This is a genomic window from uncultured Endozoicomonas sp. (assembly GCF_947495845.1).
GTDB lineage: Bacteria > Pseudomonadota > Gammaproteobacteria > Pseudomonadales > Endozoicomonadaceae > Endozoicomonas.
Genome location: NZ_CANMAO010000001.1, coordinates 104,919 through 128,249, shown reverse-complemented (window position 1 = coordinate 128,249; position 23,331 = coordinate 104,919). Strand labels below are relative to the sequence as shown.

At 47.8% G+C, this 23,331-nt stretch carries 19 protein-coding genes; 7 read left to right on the top strand and 12 right to left on the bottom strand.

The window, feature by feature from the left end:
• Positions 1 to 58: 58 nt before the first annotated feature.
• The 6 genes from cysN to livH form a co-directional block, all read right to left on the bottom strand.
• Positions 59 to 1,663 (bottom strand): sulfate adenylyltransferase subunit CysN, encoded by a 1,605-nt coding sequence (gene cysN / locus Q1B11_RS00530; protein WP_299725709.1) that lies wholly within the window; start codon positions 1,661 to 1,663, stop codon positions 59 to 61.
• On the bottom strand, positions 1,663 to 2,583 hold the full coding sequence (gene cysD / locus Q1B11_RS00525; RefSeq protein ID WP_067514810.1) for a sulfate adenylyltransferase subunit CysD: 921 nt from the start codon (positions 2,581 to 2,583) through the stop codon (positions 1,663 to 1,665). Before cysD ends, cysN begins: the two co-directional genes overlap by 1 nt.
• Before the next feature lie 564 nt (positions 2,584 to 3,147).
• On the bottom strand, positions 3,148 to 3,867 hold the full coding sequence (locus Q1B11_RS00520) for an ATP-binding cassette domain-containing protein (protein WP_299725699.1): 720 nt from the start codon (positions 3,865 to 3,867) through the stop codon (positions 3,148 to 3,150).
• 13 nt (positions 3,868 to 3,880) lie between these two features.
• Positions 3,881 to 4,645 carry a high-affinity branched-chain amino acid ABC transporter ATP-binding protein LivG gene (gene livG / locus Q1B11_RS00515; RefSeq protein WP_299725696.1) on the bottom strand — a complete coding sequence of 255 codons (765 nt, stop codon included), beginning with the start codon at positions 4,643 to 4,645 and terminating at the stop codon, positions 3,881 to 3,883.
• Positions 4,646 to 4,662: 17 nt separating this feature from the next.
• Positions 4,663 to 5,994, bottom strand: coding sequence for a high-affinity branched-chain amino acid ABC transporter permease LivM (locus Q1B11_RS00510; RefSeq protein ID WP_299725692.1), 1,332 nt, complete (start codon positions 5,992 to 5,994; stop codon positions 4,663 to 4,665).
• On the bottom strand, positions 5,991 to 6,917 hold the full coding sequence (gene livH / locus Q1B11_RS00505) for a high-affinity branched-chain amino acid ABC transporter permease LivH (protein WP_299725689.1): 927 nt from the start codon (positions 6,915 to 6,917) through the stop codon (positions 5,991 to 5,993). The genes Q1B11_RS00510 and livH overlap by 4 nt, the downstream gene beginning before the upstream one ends.
• A gap of 642 nt (positions 6,918 to 7,559) precedes the next feature.
• Between livH and Q1B11_RS00500 the strand changes: the two genes are divergently transcribed.
• The 6 genes from Q1B11_RS00500 to traF all read left to right on the top strand — a co-directional run bounded on the left by Q1B11_RS00500 (position 7,560) and on the right by traF (position 14,755).
• Positions 7,560 to 9,230 carry a peptide ABC transporter substrate-binding protein gene (locus Q1B11_RS00500; RefSeq protein WP_299725686.1) on the top strand — a complete coding sequence of 557 codons (1,671 nt, stop codon included), beginning with the start codon at positions 7,560 to 7,562 and terminating at the stop codon, positions 9,228 to 9,230.
• A gap of 115 nt (positions 9,231 to 9,345) precedes the next feature.
• Positions 9,346 to 10,272, top strand: a complete 927-nt coding sequence (gene oppB, locus Q1B11_RS00495; protein WP_299725683.1) for an oligopeptide ABC transporter permease OppB — start codon at positions 9,346 to 9,348, stop codon at positions 10,270 to 10,272.
• Entirely contained in the window at positions 10,269 to 11,180 is a 912-nt protein-coding gene (locus Q1B11_RS00490) for an ABC transporter permease subunit (protein WP_299725680.1), read from the top strand. The genes oppB and Q1B11_RS00490 overlap by 4 nt, the downstream gene beginning before the upstream one ends.
• A gap of 2 nt (positions 11,181 to 11,182) precedes the next feature.
• Positions 11,183 to 12,199 (top strand): oligopeptide/dipeptide ABC transporter ATP-binding protein, encoded by a 1,017-nt coding sequence (locus Q1B11_RS00485; protein ID WP_299725677.1) that lies wholly within the window; start codon positions 11,183 to 11,185, stop codon positions 12,197 to 12,199.
• Positions 12,196 to 13,206, top strand: a complete 1,011-nt coding sequence (locus Q1B11_RS00480) for a dipeptide ABC transporter ATP-binding protein (protein ID WP_299725674.1) — start codon at positions 12,196 to 12,198, stop codon at positions 13,204 to 13,206. The genes Q1B11_RS00485 and Q1B11_RS00480 overlap by 4 nt, the downstream gene beginning before the upstream one ends.
• Positions 13,207 to 13,501: 295 nt before the next feature.
• Positions 13,502 to 14,755 carry a conjugal transfer protein TraF gene (gene traF / locus Q1B11_RS00475; RefSeq protein WP_299725671.1) on the top strand — a complete coding sequence of 418 codons (1,254 nt, stop codon included), beginning with the start codon at positions 13,502 to 13,504 and terminating at the stop codon, positions 14,753 to 14,755.
• Between the two features lie 102 nt (positions 14,756 to 14,857).
• Here traF and Q1B11_RS00470 read toward each other — a convergent pair whose 3' ends face one another.
• The 6 genes from Q1B11_RS00470 to Q1B11_RS00445 all read right to left on the bottom strand — a co-directional run bounded on the left by Q1B11_RS00470 (position 14,858) and on the right by Q1B11_RS00445 (position 22,304).
• The gene (locus Q1B11_RS00470; protein ID WP_299725667.1) at positions 14,858 to 16,351 is read right to left on the bottom strand and encodes a DUF1302 family protein; all 1,494 of its coding nucleotides are present in this window, start codon (positions 16,349 to 16,351) and stop codon (positions 14,858 to 14,860) included.
• 114 nt (positions 16,352 to 16,465) lie between these two features.
• The gene (locus Q1B11_RS00465; RefSeq protein WP_299725664.1) at positions 16,466 to 17,851 is read right to left on the bottom strand and encodes a DUF1329 domain-containing protein; all 1,386 of its coding nucleotides are present in this window, start codon (positions 17,849 to 17,851) and stop codon (positions 16,466 to 16,468) included.
• 271 nt (positions 17,852 to 18,122) lie between these two features.
• The gene (locus Q1B11_RS00460) at positions 18,123 to 19,019 is read right to left on the bottom strand and encodes a VOC family protein (RefSeq protein ID WP_299725662.1); all 897 of its coding nucleotides are present in this window, start codon (positions 19,017 to 19,019) and stop codon (positions 18,123 to 18,125) included.
• Positions 19,020 to 19,064: 45 nt separating this feature from the next.
• Positions 19,065 to 20,891: a long-chain-acyl-CoA synthetase gene (locus tag Q1B11_RS00455; protein WP_299726380.1), complete on the bottom strand. Its 1,827-nt coding sequence runs from the start codon at positions 20,889 to 20,891 to the stop codon at positions 19,065 to 19,067.
• A 6-nt stretch (positions 20,892 to 20,897) separates the two neighbouring features.
• The gene (locus Q1B11_RS00450; RefSeq protein WP_299725659.1) at positions 20,898 to 21,536 is read right to left on the bottom strand and encodes a nuclear transport factor 2 family protein; all 639 of its coding nucleotides are present in this window, start codon (positions 21,534 to 21,536) and stop codon (positions 20,898 to 20,900) included.
• Positions 21,537 to 21,572: 36 nt separating this feature from the next.
• Positions 21,573 to 22,304, bottom strand: a complete 732-nt coding sequence (locus tag Q1B11_RS00445) for an SDR family NAD(P)-dependent oxidoreductase (RefSeq protein ID WP_067514780.1) — start codon at positions 22,302 to 22,304, stop codon at positions 21,573 to 21,575.
• Positions 22,305 to 22,498: 194 nt separating this feature from the next.
• Between Q1B11_RS00445 and Q1B11_RS00440 the strand changes: the two genes are divergently transcribed.
• Entirely contained in the window at positions 22,499 to 23,329 is an 831-nt protein-coding gene (locus Q1B11_RS00440) for an alpha/beta hydrolase (RefSeq protein WP_299725652.1), read from the top strand.
• Positions 23,330 to 23,331: the final 2 nt, after the last annotated feature.

Here is a 23,331-nt window from a genome sequence, read left to right as displayed (position 1 = left end):
TAAAAGAAATAGAAAGGAGGTAAAGAAGACACTCTCGCCGAGAGTGCCTTTAATAAAGCTACTCAACCAATGAAATGGATTGGGTAATTTGATCAGTAAGACGTACCAAATCCAGCGGCTCTGATTCTGATAAATCATCACTTGCTAATAGAATTACCGTTTCAGTGTTGGATAACACTTCAAGCTTAAGCTCAAGAAACTCATCGTTGTTATTGATCACAACAGGGAAGAAGCCACGATTGAACAACAAACGTTCAACAGAAACAGCGTACTGGCCGGGCACCTCAAAAACGCCGCCCTTTTGCCCTAATCTCTGCTGACGTTCCCGCTGGTTCACCGTTTTAATGTCAGAACCCTGCTTGCTGGCTCCGCGTACCATGCCTGCAGCAACCGTCGCATTACTCAAGCGATCAATCACAATAAAAGCGCCGGTCTGACGATTATCCTGATAACGATCCGCTGGAATATCTTTAGTCAATTGCAATTGGCACTGACCAATTTCATTAAGCTGCAATTTATCCGCTTCATGCTCGCTTAATGAATTAATATCCACACGGTATGAAATATCAGAAAAAGCGCCCGAAATCTGGCTACCGGCAAACTTGATCAGATATTGCCTTCCCAAAGAAAGCGGTTCCTCTGCCATCCAGACCACATCGGTATCCAAAGTGGATGACACCGTTACATCACCACTGTTGTGTATCAGCATATCGCCACGGCTGATATCAATTTCATCTGTTAACGTCAATGTCACAGCCTGACTGGCAATCCCCTGAGGCAAGTCGCCATCCCAGGTCACAATACGTTCGACAGTGGACGTCTGTCCAGAAGGCAATACCTTAACCTCATCACCCGGGCGAACAGTGCCAGAAGCAATGGTTCCGGAGAATCCACGGAAATCCAGATTCGGTCGATTCACATACTGAATCGGAAAGCGAAAATCATCCAGGTTGCTGCTTCGGCTTAGCTCAACGTTTTCCAGAATCTCCATCAGGGAGCTGTCCCGATACCAACTCATGTGCTGGCTTCTATGCACCACATTGTCGCCATCCAATGCAGAGATAGGAACAAACTGCACATCACTGAGTTTCAGCGACTCGGCAAAATCCAGATACTGCCGACGGATTTCTTCAAAACGCTCACGACGGTAATCCACCAGATCCATCTTATTGATGGCGACGACAAGGTGCTTGATACCCAGCAGATTGGCAATATACGTGTGCCGACGGGTTTGAGTCAGGACACCTTGGCGAGCATCAATCAGAATAATCGCCAGATCACAGCTTGAAGCCCCCGTTGCCATATTTCGGGTGTACTGTTCGTGACCCGGCGTATCCGCAATAATGTATTTACGTTTTTCTGTAGAAAAGTAGCGGTAGGCCACATCAATCGTGATGCCCTGTTCACGCTCTGCCTGAAGACCGTCCACCAGCAAGGCCAGATCAATCTTCTCACCTTGAGTACCTACACGCTTACTGTCGTTTTCCACCGCAGCAAGTTGATCTTCATACACCATACTGTTGTCGTGCAACAGGCGGCCAATCAGTGTGCTTTTTCCGTCATCAACACTGCCACAGGTCAGGAAGCGCATCATCTCTTTGCGCTCATGGCGGCTCAGGTATTCGTCGATATCCGTGGCAATTAATTCAGATTGATGCGACATCAGAAATACCCTTCCTGCTTTTTCTTTTCCATGGAGCCCGCGCTATCATGATCAATGACCCGCCCCTGTCGTTCCGATGTTCTGGTCAGCAGCATTTCCTGAATGACATCGGTCAATGTATCCGCTTCGGATTCAACCGCACCCGTTAATGGATAACACCCTAACGTTCTGAAACGCACTTTACGCATTTCTGGTACTTCACCTTCATTCAGTGGCAGGCGATCATCGTCCACCATAATTAAATTGCCATCCCGCTCTACCACAGGGCGCTCCTTAGACAGATAAAGTGGCACTATAGGAATCTGTTCAAGGTGGATGTACTGCCAGATATCCAGCTCAGTCCAGTTAGACAATGGGAATACACGAATACTCTCGCCTTTCTCGACTTGGCTGTTGTAGATATTCCACAACTCTGGTCGTTGATTCTTTGGATCCCAGCGGTGGTTTTTATCTCTGAAGGAATACACTCGTTCTTTCGCTCGGGAGCGTTCTTCATCTCGGCGAGCACCACCAAAAGCCGCATCAAAACCGTACTTGTCCAATGCCTGCTTAAGAGCCTGAGTTTTCATGACATCCGTATGCTTTGCGCTGCCGTGGGTGAAAGGGCCAACACCTTGTGCCAAACCATCCGGATTTGTATGCACCAGCAACTCAAGCCCAAGGTTTTTTACGTGATTGTCACGAAACTCAATCATCTCCCGGAATTTCCAGGTGGTATCTACATGAAGAAGTGGGAAAGGTGGTTTACCCGGATAGAACGCTTTCATAGCCAGATGGAGCATGACCGCCGAATCTTTACCAATGGAATAAAGCATCACCGGATTTTCAAACTCGGCCGCGACTTCACGAATAATGTGAATGCTCTCAGCTTCCAACTGTTTCAAGTGGTTAAGGCTGTGGTTTTGATCGAGATCTGACATGCATGGCAACCCAAAGCGAAATTATTGTTCTCTAGTTAGAATACTATCAGCGTAAAAAGAATAATAAATTCAACAGCTAGATCGTTTACATATATGAATATAGCGCTTGGCGAGGTCGATGCTGCAGCCATTGCCACACTTGAGGAGAGGTAGAAACGAGCCCTTTTTTGACAAAACATCAATGGGAAGGGCTTTTCTAAAAGAAGCTGACAAACTATTGGACAAGTGCACCCAGTGCCATCAGTGTACTGGCAAGAACGCTCAAGGAGCCAGCCAGCATAACTACTTCCATTCGACTTAATTTATCGTATTCAGACTTCATACTGCTTTCCTGTACTGATACAACTTACAGAAATTATAGCTCTGAGGTTTGAGGTATCGGTACAACTTTTGTCGTAATAGCCAATAATCTATTGAAAATCAGACAGATAGCTAACAAGACATTTTTTTGCCGGTCTATACACCTCCCAAGGCTAATAAAAATCAGCCTCGTTTTAAAAGATGAATCTCCTCTTAAATAGTCCACTACTGGTTAAAGGAGAGATCCTTAGAAATGAAAGAAGCTTACCCTCCAAGATAAGCCTCCCGGACAGACTCATTAACCAACAACGCTTGCCCAGTGTCCTGCAGCACAATTTTGCCATTCTCCAGAACATAACCACGATCCGCCAGTTTCAGAGCCTGATTGGCATTCTGCTCTACTAGAAAGATCGTCATGCCTTCATCCCGCAGCTTGGCAATAATGTCAAAAATCTGCTGAATAATAATCGGGGCAAGCCCAAGGGATGGTTCATCCAACAACAGCAGTTTAGGTTTACTCATCAACGCCCGGGCAATGGCCAACATTTGCTGTTCACCACCAGACATCGTACCGGCCCGCTGGTTAAGTCGTTCTTCCAAGCGTGGAAATAGCTCAAGTACATGCTGATAGATTTTTTCGTAATCCTTTTCGTTCGTGAAGAACCCACCCATGCTCAGGTTTTCTTCCACGGTCAGTCGTGAAAACACACGACGCCCTTCCGGTACCAGCGCAATCCCCTTACGCATGATATCCGCCGTATCGTCCCGAGTGATCTCACGACCTTCGTAAAAGATTCGACCACTGCTGGCTCTTGGATCACCACACAACGTCATCAGCAATGAGGTTTTACCCGCACCGTTGGCACCAATCAGAGTGACAATTTCACCCGCATTGATCTCAACGCTAACGGAATCCAGCGCCTGTACCTGACCATAAAAGGTAGAGATATTCTCAAGGCTTAATAGTGAATTCTGGTTGCTCATACGTCCTCTCCCACTATTCGCCAAGATAGGCTTTAATCACTTCAGGGTTATTGCGAACCTCTTCCGGTGTACCGGAAGCCAGAGGACGCCCCTGATTAATCACATATATACGATCAGAGATGTCCATCACCAGTTTCATATCATGCTCGATCAATAGAACCGATACGCCGTGGGACTTTCTCAAATCGGAAATCAACTCATCCAGTTCACTGGTTTCATTGGGGTTCAAACCTGCGGCAGGTTCATCCAACATCAAAAGCTCCGGATCAGTCACCATACAACGGGCAATTTCCAACCGGCGCTGCTGCCCATAGGCAAGGTTTCCAGCCTCACGGTTGGCAAACTCCGTCAGCCCAACCTTATCCAGCCAGAACGCTGCACGTTCTGTGGCCGCTTTTTCACTTTTCCTAAAAGACGGTGTTTTAAACAGGCCGGCTAATAACCCGGTATTCAAGTGACGATGTTGTGCCACTAGCAGGTTTTCCAAAACGGTCATCGCCTTGAACAGACGAACATTCTGAAACGTTCTCACCACACCCAGGCGGGCAATTTTGAAACCGGGCAGTTTTTCGACGGCCTGCCCTTTAAAAAGAATTTTGCCACCGGTTGGCTGATAGAAACCGGTCAAACAGTTAAACACTGTCGTTTTTCCGGCACCATTTGGGCCAATCATGGAAACAATTTCACCCGTGCGGATATTCAGCGCCATTTGATCCACTGCCAGCAGACCACCAAAGCGCATACTGAGATCCGATGCTTCAAGCAAACATTGACTCATCTTACAACTCCTCCCAATTACACGCTGCCAGCCGCTGGCTGACCGCTGGCTGATTCGTCTTCCTGATCTTCATTCAGGCTTAAATGTGGGCGTTTCATTGGCATCAACCCTTCCGGACGCCAGATCATCATCAGCACCATCATCAAGCCAAACATCAGCATCCGATACTCCTGAAATTCCCGGGCAAATTCTGGCAGCACGGTCATAATCACCGCTGCCAAAATCACACCCATCTGCGAGCCCATACCACCCAACACCACAATGGCGAGAATGATGGCAGACTCAATAAAGGTGAACGACTCTGGGCTAATAAACCCTTGTCGTGCAGCAAAGAAGGTGCCGGCAAAACCGGCAAAAGCAGCACCAATGGTAAAGGCAGAAAGTTTGATAGCTGTTGGATTCAAGCCGAGAGAACGACAGGCAATATCATCTTCACGGAGCGCTTCCCAGGCACGACCAATGGGCATTCTGAGCAGGCGATTGATCACGTACAGTGTTACCAGAACCAGTAACACCGCCAGAATGTACAAAAAGATGACCTTATAGCCACTGCTGTAATCGATACCAAAGAATTCATGGAAAGGCACATTGCCTTCTTCTTTTGCCCTGCGAGTAAACTCCAAACCAAATAAAGTAGGTTTTGGAATCTGACTAATGCCGTTAGGGCCACCGGTAATCGCCGTCCAGTTATTCAACAGTATTCGTATAATCTCACCAAAGCCCAAGGTGACAATGGCGAGATAATCCCCCCGAAGCCTTAACACTGGAAAGCCAAGAATAAAGCCAAACAGTGCTGCCATTGCACCGCCAATCAGCAAACAACTCCAGAAATCCAGACCAAAATACTGATTCAGCAATGCATAACTGTAGGCACCAACGGCGTAGAAACCAACGTAGCCAAGATCAAGCAGCCCTGCCAAACCAACAACGACGTTCAGCCCCAGACCCAGCATCACATAAATCAATGCCAGTGTTGCCAGATCCACAGCACCGCGAGAAACAAAAAACGGCCAGATCAGCAAACCCGCAATGGCAAAACTGATCAGCAAGCGTTTCAGTGGCTTATTGTCGTCCAATGAGGGAACACTGATTTTTGGAATCGCGTTATGACCCTTAACGCCACTCCATAAAGCCGTTAAAGGATCACGAAAGAGCTGCACCAGAAAAACAAAAACCGCACCAGACACAATCCATGCCCAGCGTTCACTGGCTGCAAAATCAACCACCAACTGTGTATTTTCTGTTGTGAGCTGAACACCCAACATCAACACGGCCAGTAACAAAAGGACGCCAGCTGCCATAAATGCCGGGAACCACCGCAAACCGGATGTAGCGTTATAGTTATTCATACTTTTTCTACCTCCGGCTTACCCAGAATACCTGTCGGGCGGAACAGAAGAATCAGCACCAGAAGACTAAAGGCGACAACATCCTTATATTCCGTACTGAAATAGCCAGCTGTGAATGCTTCAGTCACACCAAGAATTAATCCACCCAACACTGCACCAGGAATACTTCCGATGCCGCCAAGCACCGCTGCGGTAAAGGCTTTTAGCCCAGCCAGAAAACCAATATAGGGATTGATCACACCGTAATAGAGACCAAGTAGAACACCCGCAACGGCGGCTAGTGCAGCACCAATGACAAAGGTCAGAGAAATTACCTGATTGGTATTAATGCCCAGAAGACGAGTCATTCCCAAATCTTCAGCACAGGCGCGGCACGCTCTGCCCATGCGGGAGCGGGAAATAAACAAGGTAAGCAATGTCATGGTGATGAAAGTAATAATGAAGATCACCACCTGCATATACGACAACGTAATATTGAATCCGTCTTCCGGCCCAAAACTCCATCCACCGGTAATCAGGCTCGGCATGGCGATATCCCGAGAACCTTGGGCAATACGCACATAGTTTTGGAGGAAAATAGACATACCAATTGCAGAGATCAGCGCTATCAGACGATTACTGTTGCGCAATGGTCGATAAGCTACCCGCTCTATGGCAAAGCCATAGGTACTGGTAATAATAATACTGATGATAAAAGCGGCAGACAGCATCAGGGTGACACTATCAATGCCCATCAAGGCAAGAGCAGCCAACACGGCGAAGGCAACGTAACTGCCAATCATATAAATTTCGCCGTGTGCGAAGTTGATCATTCCAATGATGCCATAGACCATTGTATAGCCTATGGCGATGAGGGCATATGTACTGCCTACAGTCAGCCCGTTCAGCAACTGCTGTATAAAATAAAACCCAGCTTCCCCCATAATGTACACCTTATTATGTTTATTCTTTTAGTTGGTTTTTTCGGGTTATTTCACCCTTGGCTAATAAACAATCACTGTCCTATACCCGTCGCCTTTCAAGCTGCTATTATATTGGCTGCATAGCAACTTGAAATCCTTTGGGTATATAAGCCAACATCAGGAAAGTAAAATTCCCTGCAAAATGTGACACCATCCTAAATAAAAGCTAAAGATTTCGAAAGTAAAAAGTTTATCACTAGGAGGCTGACCGAGAATAGCGCCCGTAGCGAGGATGGTAGAAAATTGAGGATAAAAAATCTGTTTTGTGAAGTGAATAGTGGTGCTATTTGCTGAACAAAACAGATTTTTTAGGCCAATTTACTACCACCGCACGACTGCATGGATGCAGGAGCTAGAGCAACGCAGGAGCAGTTGCCGCGTAGGGCAACCTATTCTCGGTCAGCCTCCTAGAATCTATTGACATTTTGCTGCGTGCTCATCGTTCTTTTTTTAATCCACTGGCCTGCTTTGTGCATACCAGAGGCTTCAAACACACGTTTGCATAAAAAATTTAAATCTGGTTTTATAAGCCCACGTTCGCCTATCCAGCGATGCTTTGCTTCTAATAAAAACTACGATGTCGGGTACGGATACCATCTACACTTGAGTAGTTTGACAGTCCTTATAACAGAAGAAGACCATAAAAAAGAGGAAGTGACGACTGTGAAAATCAAGCACTTTAAAAATCTAAAAGCCAGTCTATTGGCCATTTCTGTAGCCTTCTCCGGAGCTATGCTCACAACCGCCGACAATGATGCCTATGCTGCCGGCACACTCCGAATAGGTAACATGGGCGAACCAGCATCACTTGACCCTCACTTTGTTTCAGGTACATGGGAAAGTGGCATTGTTGGGAACCTGTTTCTGGGGCTAACCACTGAAGCTGCTGATGGATCAATTATTCCCGGTGCAGCAAAAAGCTGGACAGTATCAGACGATGGACTGGTATATACTTTCTCCCTTAGAGATCATACTTGGTCTGACGGAAAACCTGTGACCGCACAGGATTTCAAACTTGCACTCCAGCGCATTTTGAAACCAGAAACTGCAGCCGGTTACGCATCACTTCTGTATACCATTAAAGGCGCCGAACAATATAATACCGGCAAAGCTGGCGCTGACGCTCTCGCTGTAGAAGCTATTGATGAAAAAACACTGGAAATAACTCTCTCTGGCCCTGCTCCTTACTTTATTGCCCAGCTTTCTCATTACACCGCTTACCCTGTTCCAGCCCACAAAATTGAAGAGTTGGGCAAAAACTGGGCTAAAGATGGCAATATGGTCAGCAATGGCGCATTTACCCTCAGCGAATGGACTCCAAATGCACAGATTCGTCTGGAAAAAAACCCGAGATTCTATGACGCTGAAAATGTATCTCTGGACGAGCTTGTCTTCTACCCTCAGGAAGATCGTTCTGCAGTATTGAAGCGTGTACGTGCTGGTGAAGTTGATATACAGACAGACTTCGCCTCTTCAGACTTGAAGTGGCTTGAGAAAAACATGCCTGACTATGTACGCATCGCTCCGTACCTTGGTGTCTATTACTACCCCCTGAACCTGGATGACGAAGTACTGAAAGATATTAGGGTTCGAGAAGCATTGGCCATGACCATTGACCGAAAAATATTGACAGAGAAAGTATTAAAGACGGGTGAAATTGCAGCCTACAGCTTTGTACCTCCTGGCACCGGAGATTATGGTTCATCGCCAGAAGTAAGCTGGAAAAACATGACTCAGAAAGAGCGTGTTGCTGAAGCCCAGAAGCTGATGGCTGCAGCTGGCTACGATAAATCCAATGCGCCAACCATCAAACTAAGCTACAACACATCAGAAAACCATAAGAAAGTGGCCATTGCTGTTGCTGCCATGTGGAAAAAGGCTCTGGGTGTGAAAACCGAACTCTTCAACACTGAGGTGAAAGTTCATTACGACAACCTGAAAGTCAGAGATTTCCAAGCAGCTCGTGCTGGCTGGATTGCTGACTATAACGACCCACAGAACTTCCTGAGTTTGATGGAAAGTCGCAATACTTCCCAGAACTACGCAAACTTCAATGATGATCAGTACAACGAACTCATGAGAAAAGCAGAACTGGAAGCCGACCCAGTTAAACGTAACGAGTACATGCGACAGGCTGAAGTTATTGCGCTTACCGAAGTGCCTAACATCCCCATTTACCATTATGTTTCCAAGAATCTGGTAAATCCAAAAGTTGTAGGCTGGGTTGATAATGCTTCTGATATCCATCGGGCGCGTTATCTCTCAGTGAAATAATGACTGGACAGTCTCCTGCCTGATGGCAGGAGCTAGCTCAAAGCTGTCGTGCGCCACGGATGGCCATGAAACATATAATGAAGAGGGATCTCAAAAGGAAAGAGCGAATAGTTCCATGTTCTCCTACATACTCAAGCGATTGCTAACGGCGATTCCGACGCTGTTTATCATCATTACAATCGCATTTTTCATGATGCGCATTGCACCCGGGGGCCCGTTCGATCAGGAACGACAGCTGCCGCCGGAAATTGAAGCCAATATTCTCAAAGCCTATGATCTGGATAAACCGGTCTACGAGCAGTATTTCATCTACATCAGCAAACTCCTCCAGTTTGATTTTGGGCCCTCTTACAAATTCAGGGATTTTTCAGTTACTGAACTGATTCTTTCCGGCTTGCCTGCCAGTTTTCAAATCGGTGGCCTTTCCATCCTGCTCGCGACGTTTATTGGCATTGGGCTGGGAACGCTGGCAGCACTCTATCAAAACCAGAAAACCGATTACGCGATTATGGGCGTTGCCATGACAGGCATTGCCATTCCAAACTTTGTTGCAGCCCCCATTCTTTCCTTGGTGTTTGGTGTCTATCTCGCCTGGCTGCCCGTCGCTGGCTGGGGTGATGGCGCCGCCAGAAATCTTGTACTGCCCGTGATCTCTCTGGCATTGCCGCAAATCGCCTACATCGCCCGACTGACAAGAGGCTCGATGATTGAGGTTCTGCATTCCAACTACATCCGAACCGCCAGAGCCAAAGGCATTCGTGAAAGATTGGTGGTGGTGCGTCATGGTATCAAAGGTGCTTTGTTGCCGGTTGTCTCTTATTTAGGCCCGGCGGTGGCTGCCGTGACTACCGGCTCTGTGGTGATTGAATCCATTTACGATATACCCGGCGTTGGTCGTTATTTTGTAAATGCTGCGCTGAACCGTGATTACCCTCTGGTCATGGGTGTGGTGATTTTCTACGCAACCTTGATTCTCATGATGAACCTGATCGTGGACGTGATTTACAGCTTCCTGGATCCGAAACTGAGGGTTGGCGCATGAGCAATGCATTGAACATGAACGACAAGCTGGCGTCTTTTAATGATGACTCTGCAGAAGTTGCAGGCCGCTCTCTCTGGCAGGATGCCCGTATTCGCTTAATGCGAAACAAGGCAGCTGTCGTTTCGATGGTGATTCTATCCATCATTACTTTAATGGCGATCTTAGCGCCCTGGCTCTCAGCCCATCCTTTTGATGAAGTCTACTGGGACTTTATTCAAGTGCCGCCAAACTTTGCAGAAGGCTTCTGGTTTGGTACCGATGAAAATGGCCGAGACCTGTTCGTCCGTACGCTTTATGGCGCCAGAGTGTCGTTAATGGTTGGCCTTGTGGCGACCACGGTGTCGCTGGTGATCGGTGTCGTTTATGGTGCTGTCGCCGGTTATATGGGTGGGCGTGTCGACAACCTCATGATGCGCTTTGTGGACATCCTTTATTCACTGCCATTTATGTTTTTCGTCATTATCCTGATGGTGATTTTTGGCCGGAACATTTATCTGATCTTTGTCGCACTCGGTGCCGTTGAGTGGTTAACCATGGCGCGAATCGTACGCGGTCAGACACTGGCGGTTAAGAAAAAAGAGTTTGTTGAGGCGGCTCATGCCAGTGGTGTATCCACTACGAAGATTATCTTCCGCCATATCATTCCCAATATTCTTGGACCGGTGATCGTCTATATGACGTTGACGATTCCTCAGGTCATTCTCACGGAAAGCTTTCTTTCCTTCCTTGGTCTTGGTGTACAGGAACCGTTAACCAGTTGGGGCGTATTGATTTCCGAAGGCTCCAAAGTAATGGAATCTGCTCCCTGGATGCTGGCATTCCCTGCCACCTTCCTGGCTCTCACCCTGTTCTGTTTCAACTTCATTGGTGACGGTCTGCGTGATGCGCTGGACCCCAAGGATCGATAACTATGAACGAGAACAACATCATTCTTGAGGTCAAAAACCTCAACACTCGTTTCGATACGCCGGATGGCGAAGTATCTGCAGCCAGCGAGATCAACTTCTCTTTGAAAAAAGGGGAAAGCCTCGGTGTCGTCGGGGAATCCGGGTCCGGAAAAACCCAGATATTTATGGCACTGATGGGCTTGCTGGCAAAGAACGGCAAAACCACAGGCGAGGCCATTTTCAAAGGACAAAACATTCTTGGACTGCCCGTAGCCCAGCTAAACAAGGTTCGTGGCGTTTCTCTGTCCATGATTTTTCAGGACCCAATGACATCATTGAATCCCTATCTGAAAGTCTCACGACAGATGACGGAAGTTCTGATTGAACATCAGGGGATGAACAAAAAAGCGGCCCTGGAAAAATCCATCGATATGCTGGAGCTGGTCGGTATTCCAGAAGCGCGCAAGCGGGTGCATATGTACCCTCACGAGTTCTCCGGCGGTATGCGACAACGAGTCATGATTGCCATCGCCCTGCTCTGCGAACCGGACCTGTTGATTGCCGATGAACCAACTACAGCTCTGGACGTAACCATTCAGGCGCAGATTCTCGACTTACTTCAAGATCTGAAAGAAAAGCTGGGCATGTCCATTGTGATGATCACCCACGACCTCGGTGTCATCGCCAATATGTGCGACCACGTAATGGTGATGTACGGTGGCCGAGTGGTTGAAACCGGCTCCGTTAGCTCACTCTTTACTGATGCCAGGCACCCTTATACACAGGGACTACTGAAATCCATGCCAAGGATTGATGGCAATCATAATGAAGACTTGTATGCGATCCCAGGCCAGCCTCCTAACCTTCAGGCCTTACCTAAAGGCTGTGCCTTTCAGCCTCGTTGCCAATATGCGACAGAGCGATGTCATCAGGAACAACCAACGACTACCTACATCGATGAGAATCGTACGGCATCGTGCCATCAGCTAAGCGCGGTCACCGCCAGTCACCCGATGAATGTTGTAGAGGGCGCCCTATGAATACTGTTGAAAAAGCCCCCATCCTGACCGTCGATAACCTGAAGGTTCACTTCCCTGTGGATGTCGGCACTATTTTCACACGGAAGAAAACCCTGAAAGCCGTTGATGGCGTAAGCTTTCAACTCTATGAAGGGGAAACACTGGCAGTCGTGGGCGAGTCAGGCTGTGGAAAATCCACTCTGGGCAGAGCTGTGCTGCAGCTGCTGCACAACACCGACGGACAAGTGGTCTGGATGGGCCAAAACATCACGGGCAACTCAGTGAAAGAGATGCGCCCTCTGCGTAAAGATATGCAGATCATTTTTCAGGACCCACTGGCCAGTCTTGATCCACGCATGACCATTGGCGAAATTATTGCAGAACCGCTGGTCACCCATCACCCGGAATTATCGAAGGATGCCGTAAAAGACCGTGTTCGTGAAATGATGGATATCGTTGGCCTGCTGCCAAGAATGATTAACCGTTACCCTCACGAGTTTTCTGGAGGACAGTGTCAGCGCATTGGTATTGCCCGGGCGATGATTCTACAACCCAAAGTGATTGTCTGTGATGAACCCGTATCCGCACTGGATGTGTCCATTCAGGCACAGATCATTAACCTGCTGGGCGAACTGCAGAAGAAGTTTGGTCTGTCATTGTTGTTTATCAGTCATGATCTTTCAATCGTGCGACATATCAGCCATCGAGTCATGGTTCTGTATTTAGGAAATGTGATGGAGATTGCGGATAAAGATGATCTCTACAACTCACCACAGCATCCTTATACCCAGGCGTTAATTTCAGCGGTTCCAGTGCCGGACCCGGAAGCGAGAAAGAAGCGGGTTGTACTGAAAGGTGATCTTCCGTCGCCTATTAACCCGCCTTCTGGCTGCGTGTTCAGAACTCGCTGCCTTTATGCAGATGAGCAATGCGCGCAAACAAAGCCAGAGTTAATCAATATGGGTCATTCAACGTCAGGTGAAAACCATCAGGTTTCTTGCCACAAGGTCTCGGTGCTTGATCAGTAAGGCAGCCAACAGGGCTAAAGTATTCATTCTCTCCGGAAAACTCGTTCCCATGCAGTGCGTGGGAATGCATATCCCTGAATATTCAAAGAGATAGAAGTATGGGAACCATGGCTTTTGCGACAACCTCAGAGCCTGGAAACCAGGTTTTTTGCAACATCCTCATTTCGCGTGGTAACGAGTCCCACCAAAGGTGGGGAACGGAGGTTACTGCCCACACCACTGAAACCATTCAACATCTCAACCATCTTCTTATACCAATGGCAATTGCCAGCTGGACCTAAGAGCGCTAAGTTAAGTGATTGGATATGAAGATGGCGCATTATGCACCGATACTTCATCGCCTATTTTTTTGCTGCAAGGAAGTCAGCAAATAAATCTACAACCTGATCTGGAAGGGAATCTCTTGAAACTGATCCGAACCATACTGCCGGTATTATTAATGCCCCTGGCCTCTCAAGTCTCCGCTGCGCTCTATAATGCCAAAACCATTGGTCAGGGAGGGGCTGGTGTCGCCGTTGGTGACTACACCACTTTCATGACCAATGTCGCCCATCTCGCAGAGTTTGATGAAGATGATGATATTGGCTTCAGTCTGGGTTTTGGCCTGCTTTTGCAGGATAAAGATGACATGGTCGATCTGGCGGATAAAGCAGCCGATGCCATTAATGATCTTGAAGGCAGCCCTAACTCGACTGAACAGTTGGAACTGGCCAAATCCAGCCTGCAGAAACTGAGCAATAAAACCCTCAGTGCCAAAGCAGGCACGGGTGGTTATGTCGCTATCCCCAACAGCGTAATGCCTGCCAGTTTGTTTGTGGATGTTGAACTCAAAATGGCCACCAGCTTTATTTTTGATGAAGACGATTTGACGGATATAGATGGCGCGAGTGGTGGCCTTGATCTTGATCTTCTGGAATCAGAAATTATTGCCAGTGCCATTATGATCACCGAAGTGGGTGTTGCCATGGCAAACCGCGTTGAAACACCACTACCAGGACAAGTGAATTTGGGTGGTGCTGTCAAATATCAGGATGTGTCGCTGATTGATTACCGGGAAAAAGTGGCAGCTTTTGACGATGGCGATCTATTGGATACCGAAACCAGTGACAGCAGTATCAACCTGGACCTCGGGGCCAGTTATCAACATAATGACTGGTTATCCTTTGGCCTGACTGCCAAAAACCTGATTGCCAAAACCTATAAATCTTCCAACTCTGATACAACTTATAAAGTTAAACCTCAGTTGACTGCCGGTGTTGGTGCCCGTTACGGTATTGCTACTATCACGGCAGACCTGCAACTGGCTAAAAACGAAGGTTACGGAGCGGTTCAGGAAACCCAATATGCGTCTCTGGGCGTTAACTTGGATTTCTGGGAAAATGCCCGTCTTGCAGCTGGCTTTCGTCAGGATCTCGAAGACAACGATGTGAATGTAATGACCGTGGGTATCGGCATTTCTCCCTGGGATATTTTTGGGTTGGATATTGCGGCCATGATTGGGGAAGACAATGCGTACGGCGGGATCGTTCGTTTTACGGCTAAATTCTAGCTCTCCGTTGTAACCCCATCGTTCCGGTGGGATTTTTATACGATTTAAGGAATAAAAAAACAGCCAGGGCCACCACAACCCCGGCTGTTATAAGGCAAAATTTTAGAAAGCGTACTTCACCGTCAGGGAAACGTTATCCCGGTCGGTGAGTTTCTTTTCTTTGTAAGCTTCTGTATCAGCATCATGATCTCCCATATAAGCGAGATACTTGACCCCTACCTGCACACCCGAGCGGTGATGGGTAAAGTCCGCACCGATACTGAAACGATGATCACCTTCACCCCCAACACCACCGGTCATAGTTCGACCTTTCACCTGGCGTGAATAGCTTACAGGAACGCCCATATCCCAGGATTCAGTGATCCCCGGATAAGCGAGATTTAAGGACGCGGATGCAGCTAAACCATAGCTAGTCCATGCAAGTTCATCACTTCCAATTACGGGCTCATCTTCAACACTCTGAATATCAACATAAGCGACTTCCGTAGTAAGTGTTGCACTATCAGAAATCGGTGAGCTACCAAAGTTCACTATCGCATTCAGGTTCGTCTGCAGCACATCGCCTCGAGTTGGATTAGACAATGCTCCAGCCAGTACAGGCGCACCTTTCTTATAAGTCACCTCACCTGCGATTGAGGCTATCCCCGCACTCGTCGTAAACGTTAAACCATACAAGTCAATGTCATCCATATATTTGACCTGATACGTAGCTGAACGCAGCCCAGTCATTGTGGTTACAGGTGTTGGAATACGAGAGTTATAGCTTAGGTAGTACAAACCAAGCTCGGTTAGATCACTCATACGATAACGAGCACCGACTCCCCACTGATCATGATCAGGTGTAATATCTGCCTTGCGTTGTCCAAAACCGCACCCATCGGGTGCCAGCGCACTGGGTATCAAACAAACAGCGCCATTACCCACCGCTTCACTGGTGCTAAGATAAGAGCCGGGTTCCGATACCACAGTCTCATGCCAGTCATACTGATAATGAGCCAAGAGAGAAAGATCAGGTGTAATTTCCAGCTGCATGGAAACCTGCTCTTCTGGCAACAAGATATCTTTCACCTCTGTGCCCGGTATACCGGATTTAATCGCATCAGAAGGCCCCTGCGCCAGAGACATGCTTGGGAAAAACAGAGCCTCGCCCCATGCCACTACATGGCTACCTAAACGAAAATCGGCATAACCACTTTCACCAAAAGGAAATGCAGTGTAAACATATGCATCCAGGAGACGGGTGTAACCACCATGATAGCGTTCAGCATCATCAGTAAACTTATCATCGTGGTAAACGCCGTCGTAAAAAGTGCTACCAGACAACACCAGACCACTATTACCAAATCGCAAATGGCTTTCCATTAATAATGAAAGGCCATTATTCACCAAATCACCTTTATCAAAATTGGTGTTACCACTGCTGGTTAACTCTTTATTCTGGTCGTCCAGCCGTTGTGCTGCCGAATACGTCAGCGTGCCTTTCCAGTCCAGGGTGACGTCATTTCCCAGTTCAATGGTTTCGCCAGCCAACGTGTTACCGGCAAGACCAAGGCTCAACACAGCCATGGCCAGTTTGCTTTTCTTGAATGTATGCATTTTCTTATTATTCCTTGTAGGCCGGTAACCGTAAGGTTGCCGACACCACCTCAGCAATTTTGATCGGCAATCCATTCAGGATTGCCGACGGACGAGCTGTGGCATTCAAAACAATTAATGGCTTAAACGACGAAGCGCCGCTGGCGTGTACATATCTTTGGTCATGTTGCCGGCATTAAGAATTGGGCCTTTAGCCTTTTCCTGGAACAGGTTGTAACCCACATAGCCGCCAGAGGTCAGATCATGGTAAAAGCTGCTGCCCGCCTGCCATGCCTGCATATCGTAGGCGTAGTAGTAATTGATGTAAGCGTGCTGAACCAGCTCATCACGAGTGTCATAAAAATCCGACACCACGCCATGCCAGGTATCTTCATCAATGTACATTGTGCGTCGACCATACTTATGGCGATAGTCGTCTTTCAAGCGACCTTCAAGCACCCATACACGACGCAGTTCGTAACGCATGAAATCCGGATTAGCATGGCCTGTCTGAAGCAGCTCATCATACTTCACATCGCTACCATGAACTTTGTAAGCATTAGCTGGGATATAAATCTCTTTTTTACCCAGAGAGTGCCATGTGTAACGTTCCGGTGAACCGTTCATCAAACGGTCTGAATCCAGTGTCAACTTGCCCGCTGTAGAAGCTAGCGGTGTATCAAAGCCGTACTCCGGCAACTGTCTTACACGACGAGTGCCCGGATTATAGTTCCATGCCAGTCGTTTACCCTGGGCAAAGTTCACCGGTTCAATCGATACTGTCGCGCTGCCTTTACTCCGGATGGGTTTGGTGGTGGCAGTGATGCCGTAAGCCATAATGTCCAGCATGGGCTGGCCAATGTAATCCGGATGATTTACCAGACTCAGACCTTTGTTCTGCTGGGCACCCCAGCTGATCTTGCCTGTAGAGCTGACGTCGGCCACATCCCGGTCTGTCTGATAGGTATATGCGCGGAATGGAAAGTTATGGTTTGCGAGAATCTGCATAGGCTGATCTGCATCAGGAATGGGAAACGGAACCCCGCCCATATAACCGGTAAAACCAAAACCTTCATCAGTCAATTCTGAGTCTGCAGCATTCCTTTTCACTACGTCACAAACCACATCGGGATAACGGAAATCACGACGCCCTGCATATACCGGAATTTCAAAGGTATCAGGAAAACGCTCAAACATAGCCTGCTGACCAACGGTCAGGTTTTCCTTATATTCCTGCCAGTTAGCGCCGGTAATGATCAAACGAGGATTGTCGTCTTGATACGGATCAATTGGATGTTGGCCAACATTTGGCGTGTATTCAATGCCTGGAGGTGTTCCGAGCCATTTGCCGGAAAAAGGAGGAATCGTGCCATCTGCATTGCCAGCGGCTATCGCACCGGTACACGTCAGTTCATTTCCAAGCTTGGCGATATCTTCAGGTGATGCTTTTGCCAGAGCGAAGCCACTACCGGAGAGCAGCAGTGCCGTCATTATGGGCGTCACTAGCCGGTTAATTTGCATTCTTATTATTCTCCCTGGGAAGAGATTCAGCATGTATTAATACATCTGAATCTCTAACACGGTTGGTTTATTATTTTTCTTATCCCGGGATCATTTTTTTGCAATTACACAAGGGCGTGAATCGTCCTTACGGACTAGGCCAAATTTTCAATAGACACCAGTAACCACGAGGGTTATAACCATATTATAAACAGGGTTATTTTATCGCAGACAACAAAAAACTCCCACGCTTACGCATGGAAGTTGGAAATAGAAAAGTAGAGTCTATTGGTTATTCAGTAGACTGCCCTACCGAGAAATCATGCCCCCACATACTCACTCTGGTGAACTCAAACGCGCTGTGCTCTTGCCAATCCACCTGCAGGCCGCCATAACCAAATTCCATATCAAAACCTGACGGTGTTTTCATATAAAAAGAAGTCATTTTGTCGTTTAAATGCTGACCGATTGTAGCTGATAGCTTCACACCATGAGCTTGATGACGATCATGAGCACGACCAACCTCGGTCATGTTTTCCACTTCCACCATGGCATGCACGCAGCCAGAAGGAACAGGAAATGCGCAGATAGCCAGACTGTGATGACGTGGGTTACTGCAATGCAGAAAATAGATTGGCAGCGGATCAGCATCAGGCGCTGGCTTGAAATTGAAAATATCAGACACGGCAAAGCCCAGAACCTCTTTCAAAAAACTCAGGGTTTCATCGAAGTTCGGCGCTGGCAGTACGGTATGCCCCAACCCCATATCACCAGTGACAAACTTTGGCACACCTTGAGGTGAAATAAATGGCTGGCAGTCTGAACAATAACCCCAATAGAGCTCATGAAGATTACCGGAAGGGTCACGAACCAGAGCAATATCCTGAACGCCGCGCTGCTGACACATCGTACTGTCGCCTTTTTCCCAGGCAATGCCTTTTTCATCGAGAAGCTCTGTAGCATTATTAAATGCTTCGAGAGATCCCAACTCCCACCCTGACGACAAATAACGTTTATCATCACCTTCAACAATCAACATTCTGAACGGGCGGTCATCCATTTTAAGATAAAGACCACCATTCGGGGCTTCAGACGTCATCATACCCAGCACATTTTCTGCATAGGCTTGCCATTCCGGCAAGTTATCCGTCTGAGCAACAAAGTAGCCAAGGGAGCGAATATCCATCATGAGTTCATCCTCTTCTTATTATAATTTGATAGTGTCGTTTTCTTTTTATGCGTCAGCCTCAATGGCCGACAATCCAAGCACCTGTAAAAGCAACTCATCGTAGGGAAGATAGCTTTTTGCCCGACTGTCCCTGATGTAAATGGGCTCCTGGCACAGATCAGGATCATACCCCTGCTTTTGCAGGTCTATTTTTCTTAATTTGAAGGTACTGGTCAGATCAGCAGACTGACATATTCGTAGAAACTGTGGCGCTGCATAGTCGGGTAACTTTTTTGCAGTTAAAGCATAAAATGCCTCAGGATCAAATCCGCCCCCCTTCTGCATAACAATCGCAGCCATGCCCGCCCGGCCCTCATGCCCCGGAACCTGAACACCATAGACATTAATCAGCTCTATACCTTTAGCATCACCAAGAGCGATAGCCACTTCCTGAGTAGAAACATTCTCACTTTTCCAACGAAAGGTGTCCCCTAAACGATCAACAAAATAAAAGTAACCATTGTCGTCAAATTTCAGAAGATCACCGGAACGCCAGAAGCTGTCCCCTTGCTGGAATACATTACGAAGTATTTTCTGCTCTGTTGCTTCTGCGCTGGTATAACCTTCAAAGCGGCCGCCGCCCATATCAGGGCTGTTAATGATATAGCCCAGAGCCTCACCGATTTCACCTGCCTCACAGGGAATAAGATAACCCTGTTCATCCCGAAGGTATTCATTGCGTTCCAGGTCAAACCGAACCAGCCTGAGATTGGTTTTATTCCAATCCGGAATTCGACCACAGGAACCCGGATAGTTATCCATGTTCAGAAGATTGGTGTTCGCTTCGGTAGCTCCCCAACCTTCATAGATATCCATCTGTCCAAACTTGGTGAGCCATTGCTGCCATGTATGCTCGTTCAAGCCAGCACCAACAATGCAGCGCAGACTGTGCATAGGCGCATTGTCGTAGAAGTTCAGGAGATAGCGGCAAATCTCCCCAATGTACTGACAAACCGTGATCTGATAATCGCAAACATCATCCCAGAATCGTCGAACACTGAATTTTCGCCGGAGTACAATGGTCGCCCCTGCCGACAGTGCAGTAGAGGTAACAGAGGTTGCTGCCGCACCGTGATATAGCGGTAAAAAACAATAAAACACATCTCTCTGATCCGCCTTGATGCTGACTTCCATCACATCACCAGACGACAACCAACGCATATGACTGTAGATGGCGGCTTTCGGTAAGCCTGTGGTACCGGAGGTGTATATCAAAATGGCTGGGGATTCAGCCGTTATCGATGCTCTCAGCTGAGCATCAACAGGTTCAGCAGATGCGGTATTTATAGCCTGATAAAATGCTTCATCCAAACACTCAAGATCGGTGCTTTTGGCAGGTTTTTCCTCATCAGGTAACAACCATAACTGCAACCCCTGTAAACCTTCTGCGGCTGAAAAATGATGAGCACACTCCTCACCCACAATCACAGCACGAGCACCAGAGGCATAAATAGCATGCTTTAACGCGCTCCCACTCACCTGCGTGTTCAGGAAGGCGATCACCACACCCACTTTCACCAACCCAAACCATGCATGATAAAAGTCTGGCCGATTCTCCAGAGCCATCGCACAAACGTCACCGGCAGTAAGCCCCATAGCCAAAGCCGCACGGGCTACTTGATTTGCTCTGCAATCCACATCGCGGTATGAATGAGACTGGTCTCCATAGAGCAGAAAGGGATGATCTCCGTGCTTATCCACCCTTTCTTGCCAACGGTCAGCAATCGTATAGGCAGCATCAGGCTGAACACGATTAGCAACAGCAGTCCTCTCATCCATTTTGGCCTGAGTCTCTGCTCGCTTGGGAATTATTACTTGACCAGTGTCTTTCATCACAAATCAACGCACCCGGATTTTCGGAGCAGGCGTATCTTTACGCATACTCAGCAGAAACTGCTCTAAAGGTGCAGGCTCAGCAACCTCCGGTAGCTGATCATCAACTGGCCGGTTGGCCCAGAATTCTTTCCAGGAAGGAAACAGGTCATGAAAAGTGCCTTCATAAGGCTCACGACCTGGCCACCGCATCTTTAGATCACCAATGGGTTGCTTATTTAAATCTGATGCATACCAATAGCAGGGCAAACGACGACGAAAATACCAACGCCCATCAATGCGTTCATAATCGTCCCAATACAGCATCTGCATGGTTACCCATTCCGGGCCGGTTTCATGTTCGTTTTTTGAGTAAACGACACCAATAGCATGATCCGCATCCACAAACTCAATAATATGCTGACCAAGATGATGAGAGGTGCCGGTGAACTGATCCCGAAGTGTTGAATCAACCCACTGTTTCAGATGTTCTCTTCCGGTTCTACCTCGACCTACCCGCACATCTGGCGCAAACAAGCCTACATGGGCATCCAGATCCCGCATATCCAGCGAGAGAGAATATTTACCGGCAAGCTGTCGAATTTCTTCCGTTGATTCCAGACGGTCAATCCGTTGTGCTAACGATGAGAGCGATGACTCAGGCATATCGACTTCCACTTTATTTGCCGCTCATGGCTGTTGTTATATAAATGCCATGCCACCGTTGGCAGCAATGTTTTGTCCGGTGATGAATGACGACTCATCGGAGGCCAGAAAAGAGGCAACGCTGGCAATTTCTTCTGGCTCACCCATACGCCCAAGCGGAATGCCTGCAATCATTTGATTGGTCCACTCATCCGGAATATCCGCCATCATTGGCGTATTTGTCGGGCCAGGCACAATGGTGTTTACACGAATACCATTAGGCGCCAGTTCGCGTGCAATACTGCGGGTCAACCCCATCACGCCAGCTTTGGCAGCGCAATAATGGCTTGGGCCTTCACCAGAAACAGCAGCGGTGCTGGAGATATTAATAATGCTACCACCGCCGTTTTTCTCCATCAGGCGGGCACCTTCACGACAGCAATAAAATGTGCCGGTCAAGTTAACACCAATGACTTTCTGCCAATGGGCATCGGGGGTATCCAGAAACGCATCCACAGAACCAACACCAGCATTATTAACGACCACATCCAGTTGACCAAAACGCTCCTCAACCTTTGCCATGGCAGCCCGAACGGATTCTGCATTGGAGATATCACAGCCTACGGGCAGCACACTGTCTCCCAGATCACTGGTGGCATTGGCGACGGTTTCTTGATTAAGATCGACAGCAGCAACCCGGGCACCTTCCGCAACAAACTTTTTAACCACCGCCAGCCCCATACCCTGAGCGGCGCCGGTCACAAAAACGACTTTATTCTTATGCTTCATGACTTCCGTTTTCTCTTATTATTTTTCTGATCAACGCAAATCACATTAACGGTTTTGATATGCCCGAGACTGGTCTGAATGGACGATGCTGAAAATGGTGGTGAACCTTGATATTTGGCAGTCAGGAATTTGCCATTTGTTCTGTCTGCGACCCATGACAGAACGCTAAAACAATAATAAAGAAGGGTATTAACATGTCTCAGAATGACCTGCCGCTGCCAACCGGTGAGTTTGCCAAGCTTGATAATGGCATCACTCTGCATTATTTGGATGAAGGACATGGAGAGACTATTATCTGGCTACACGGCAGCGGTCCAGGCGCCAGCGGCTACAGCAACTTTAAAGGCAACTTCCCTTCTTTTATTGAAGCAGGCTATCGCAATATTATTCTCGACCTTCCCGGTTTTGGCCGTTCCGATAAGCCAGACGACATTCAGTACAATCTGGACTTTTTTGTTGAAACCCTGAACCTGTTTATCACCCAGCTAGAACTCACCAATTGCATTTTGCTCGGCAATTCTCTTGGCGGAGCCATTGCCCTCGGTCAGGCACTGAAACATCCGGGCACTGTGAGCAAACTTCTGTTAATGGCACCCGGAGGGGTTGAAGAGCGCGAAACCTACTTCCAGATGGAAGGCATTCGACGTATGGTTGAGGTGTATCAATCTGGCCCAATGGGTGTGAATGAAATGCGTCAAGTCATGCAGCTGCAGCTGTTTGATTCTTCACAGCTTTCTGATGAGCTACTGGAGGAACGTGCTGCCGTTGCCAAGACTCAGCCGGCCAATCTGTTCTCCACCATGATGGTGCCAAACATGACCGAACGGCTCCATGAACTGGACTGCCCGATTTTAGGTTTCTGGGGCACTAATGACCTGTTTAACCCACCAGAGGGCATGTTCAAGTTCCTCCATAACGCCAAAGAGTGCCGTTTCCTGATGCTGAATCAGTGCGGACACTGGGTGCAGGTGGAACACGAAAACCTGTTTAACCGCACCTGTATCGATTTCCTGAAAAATAATTAATA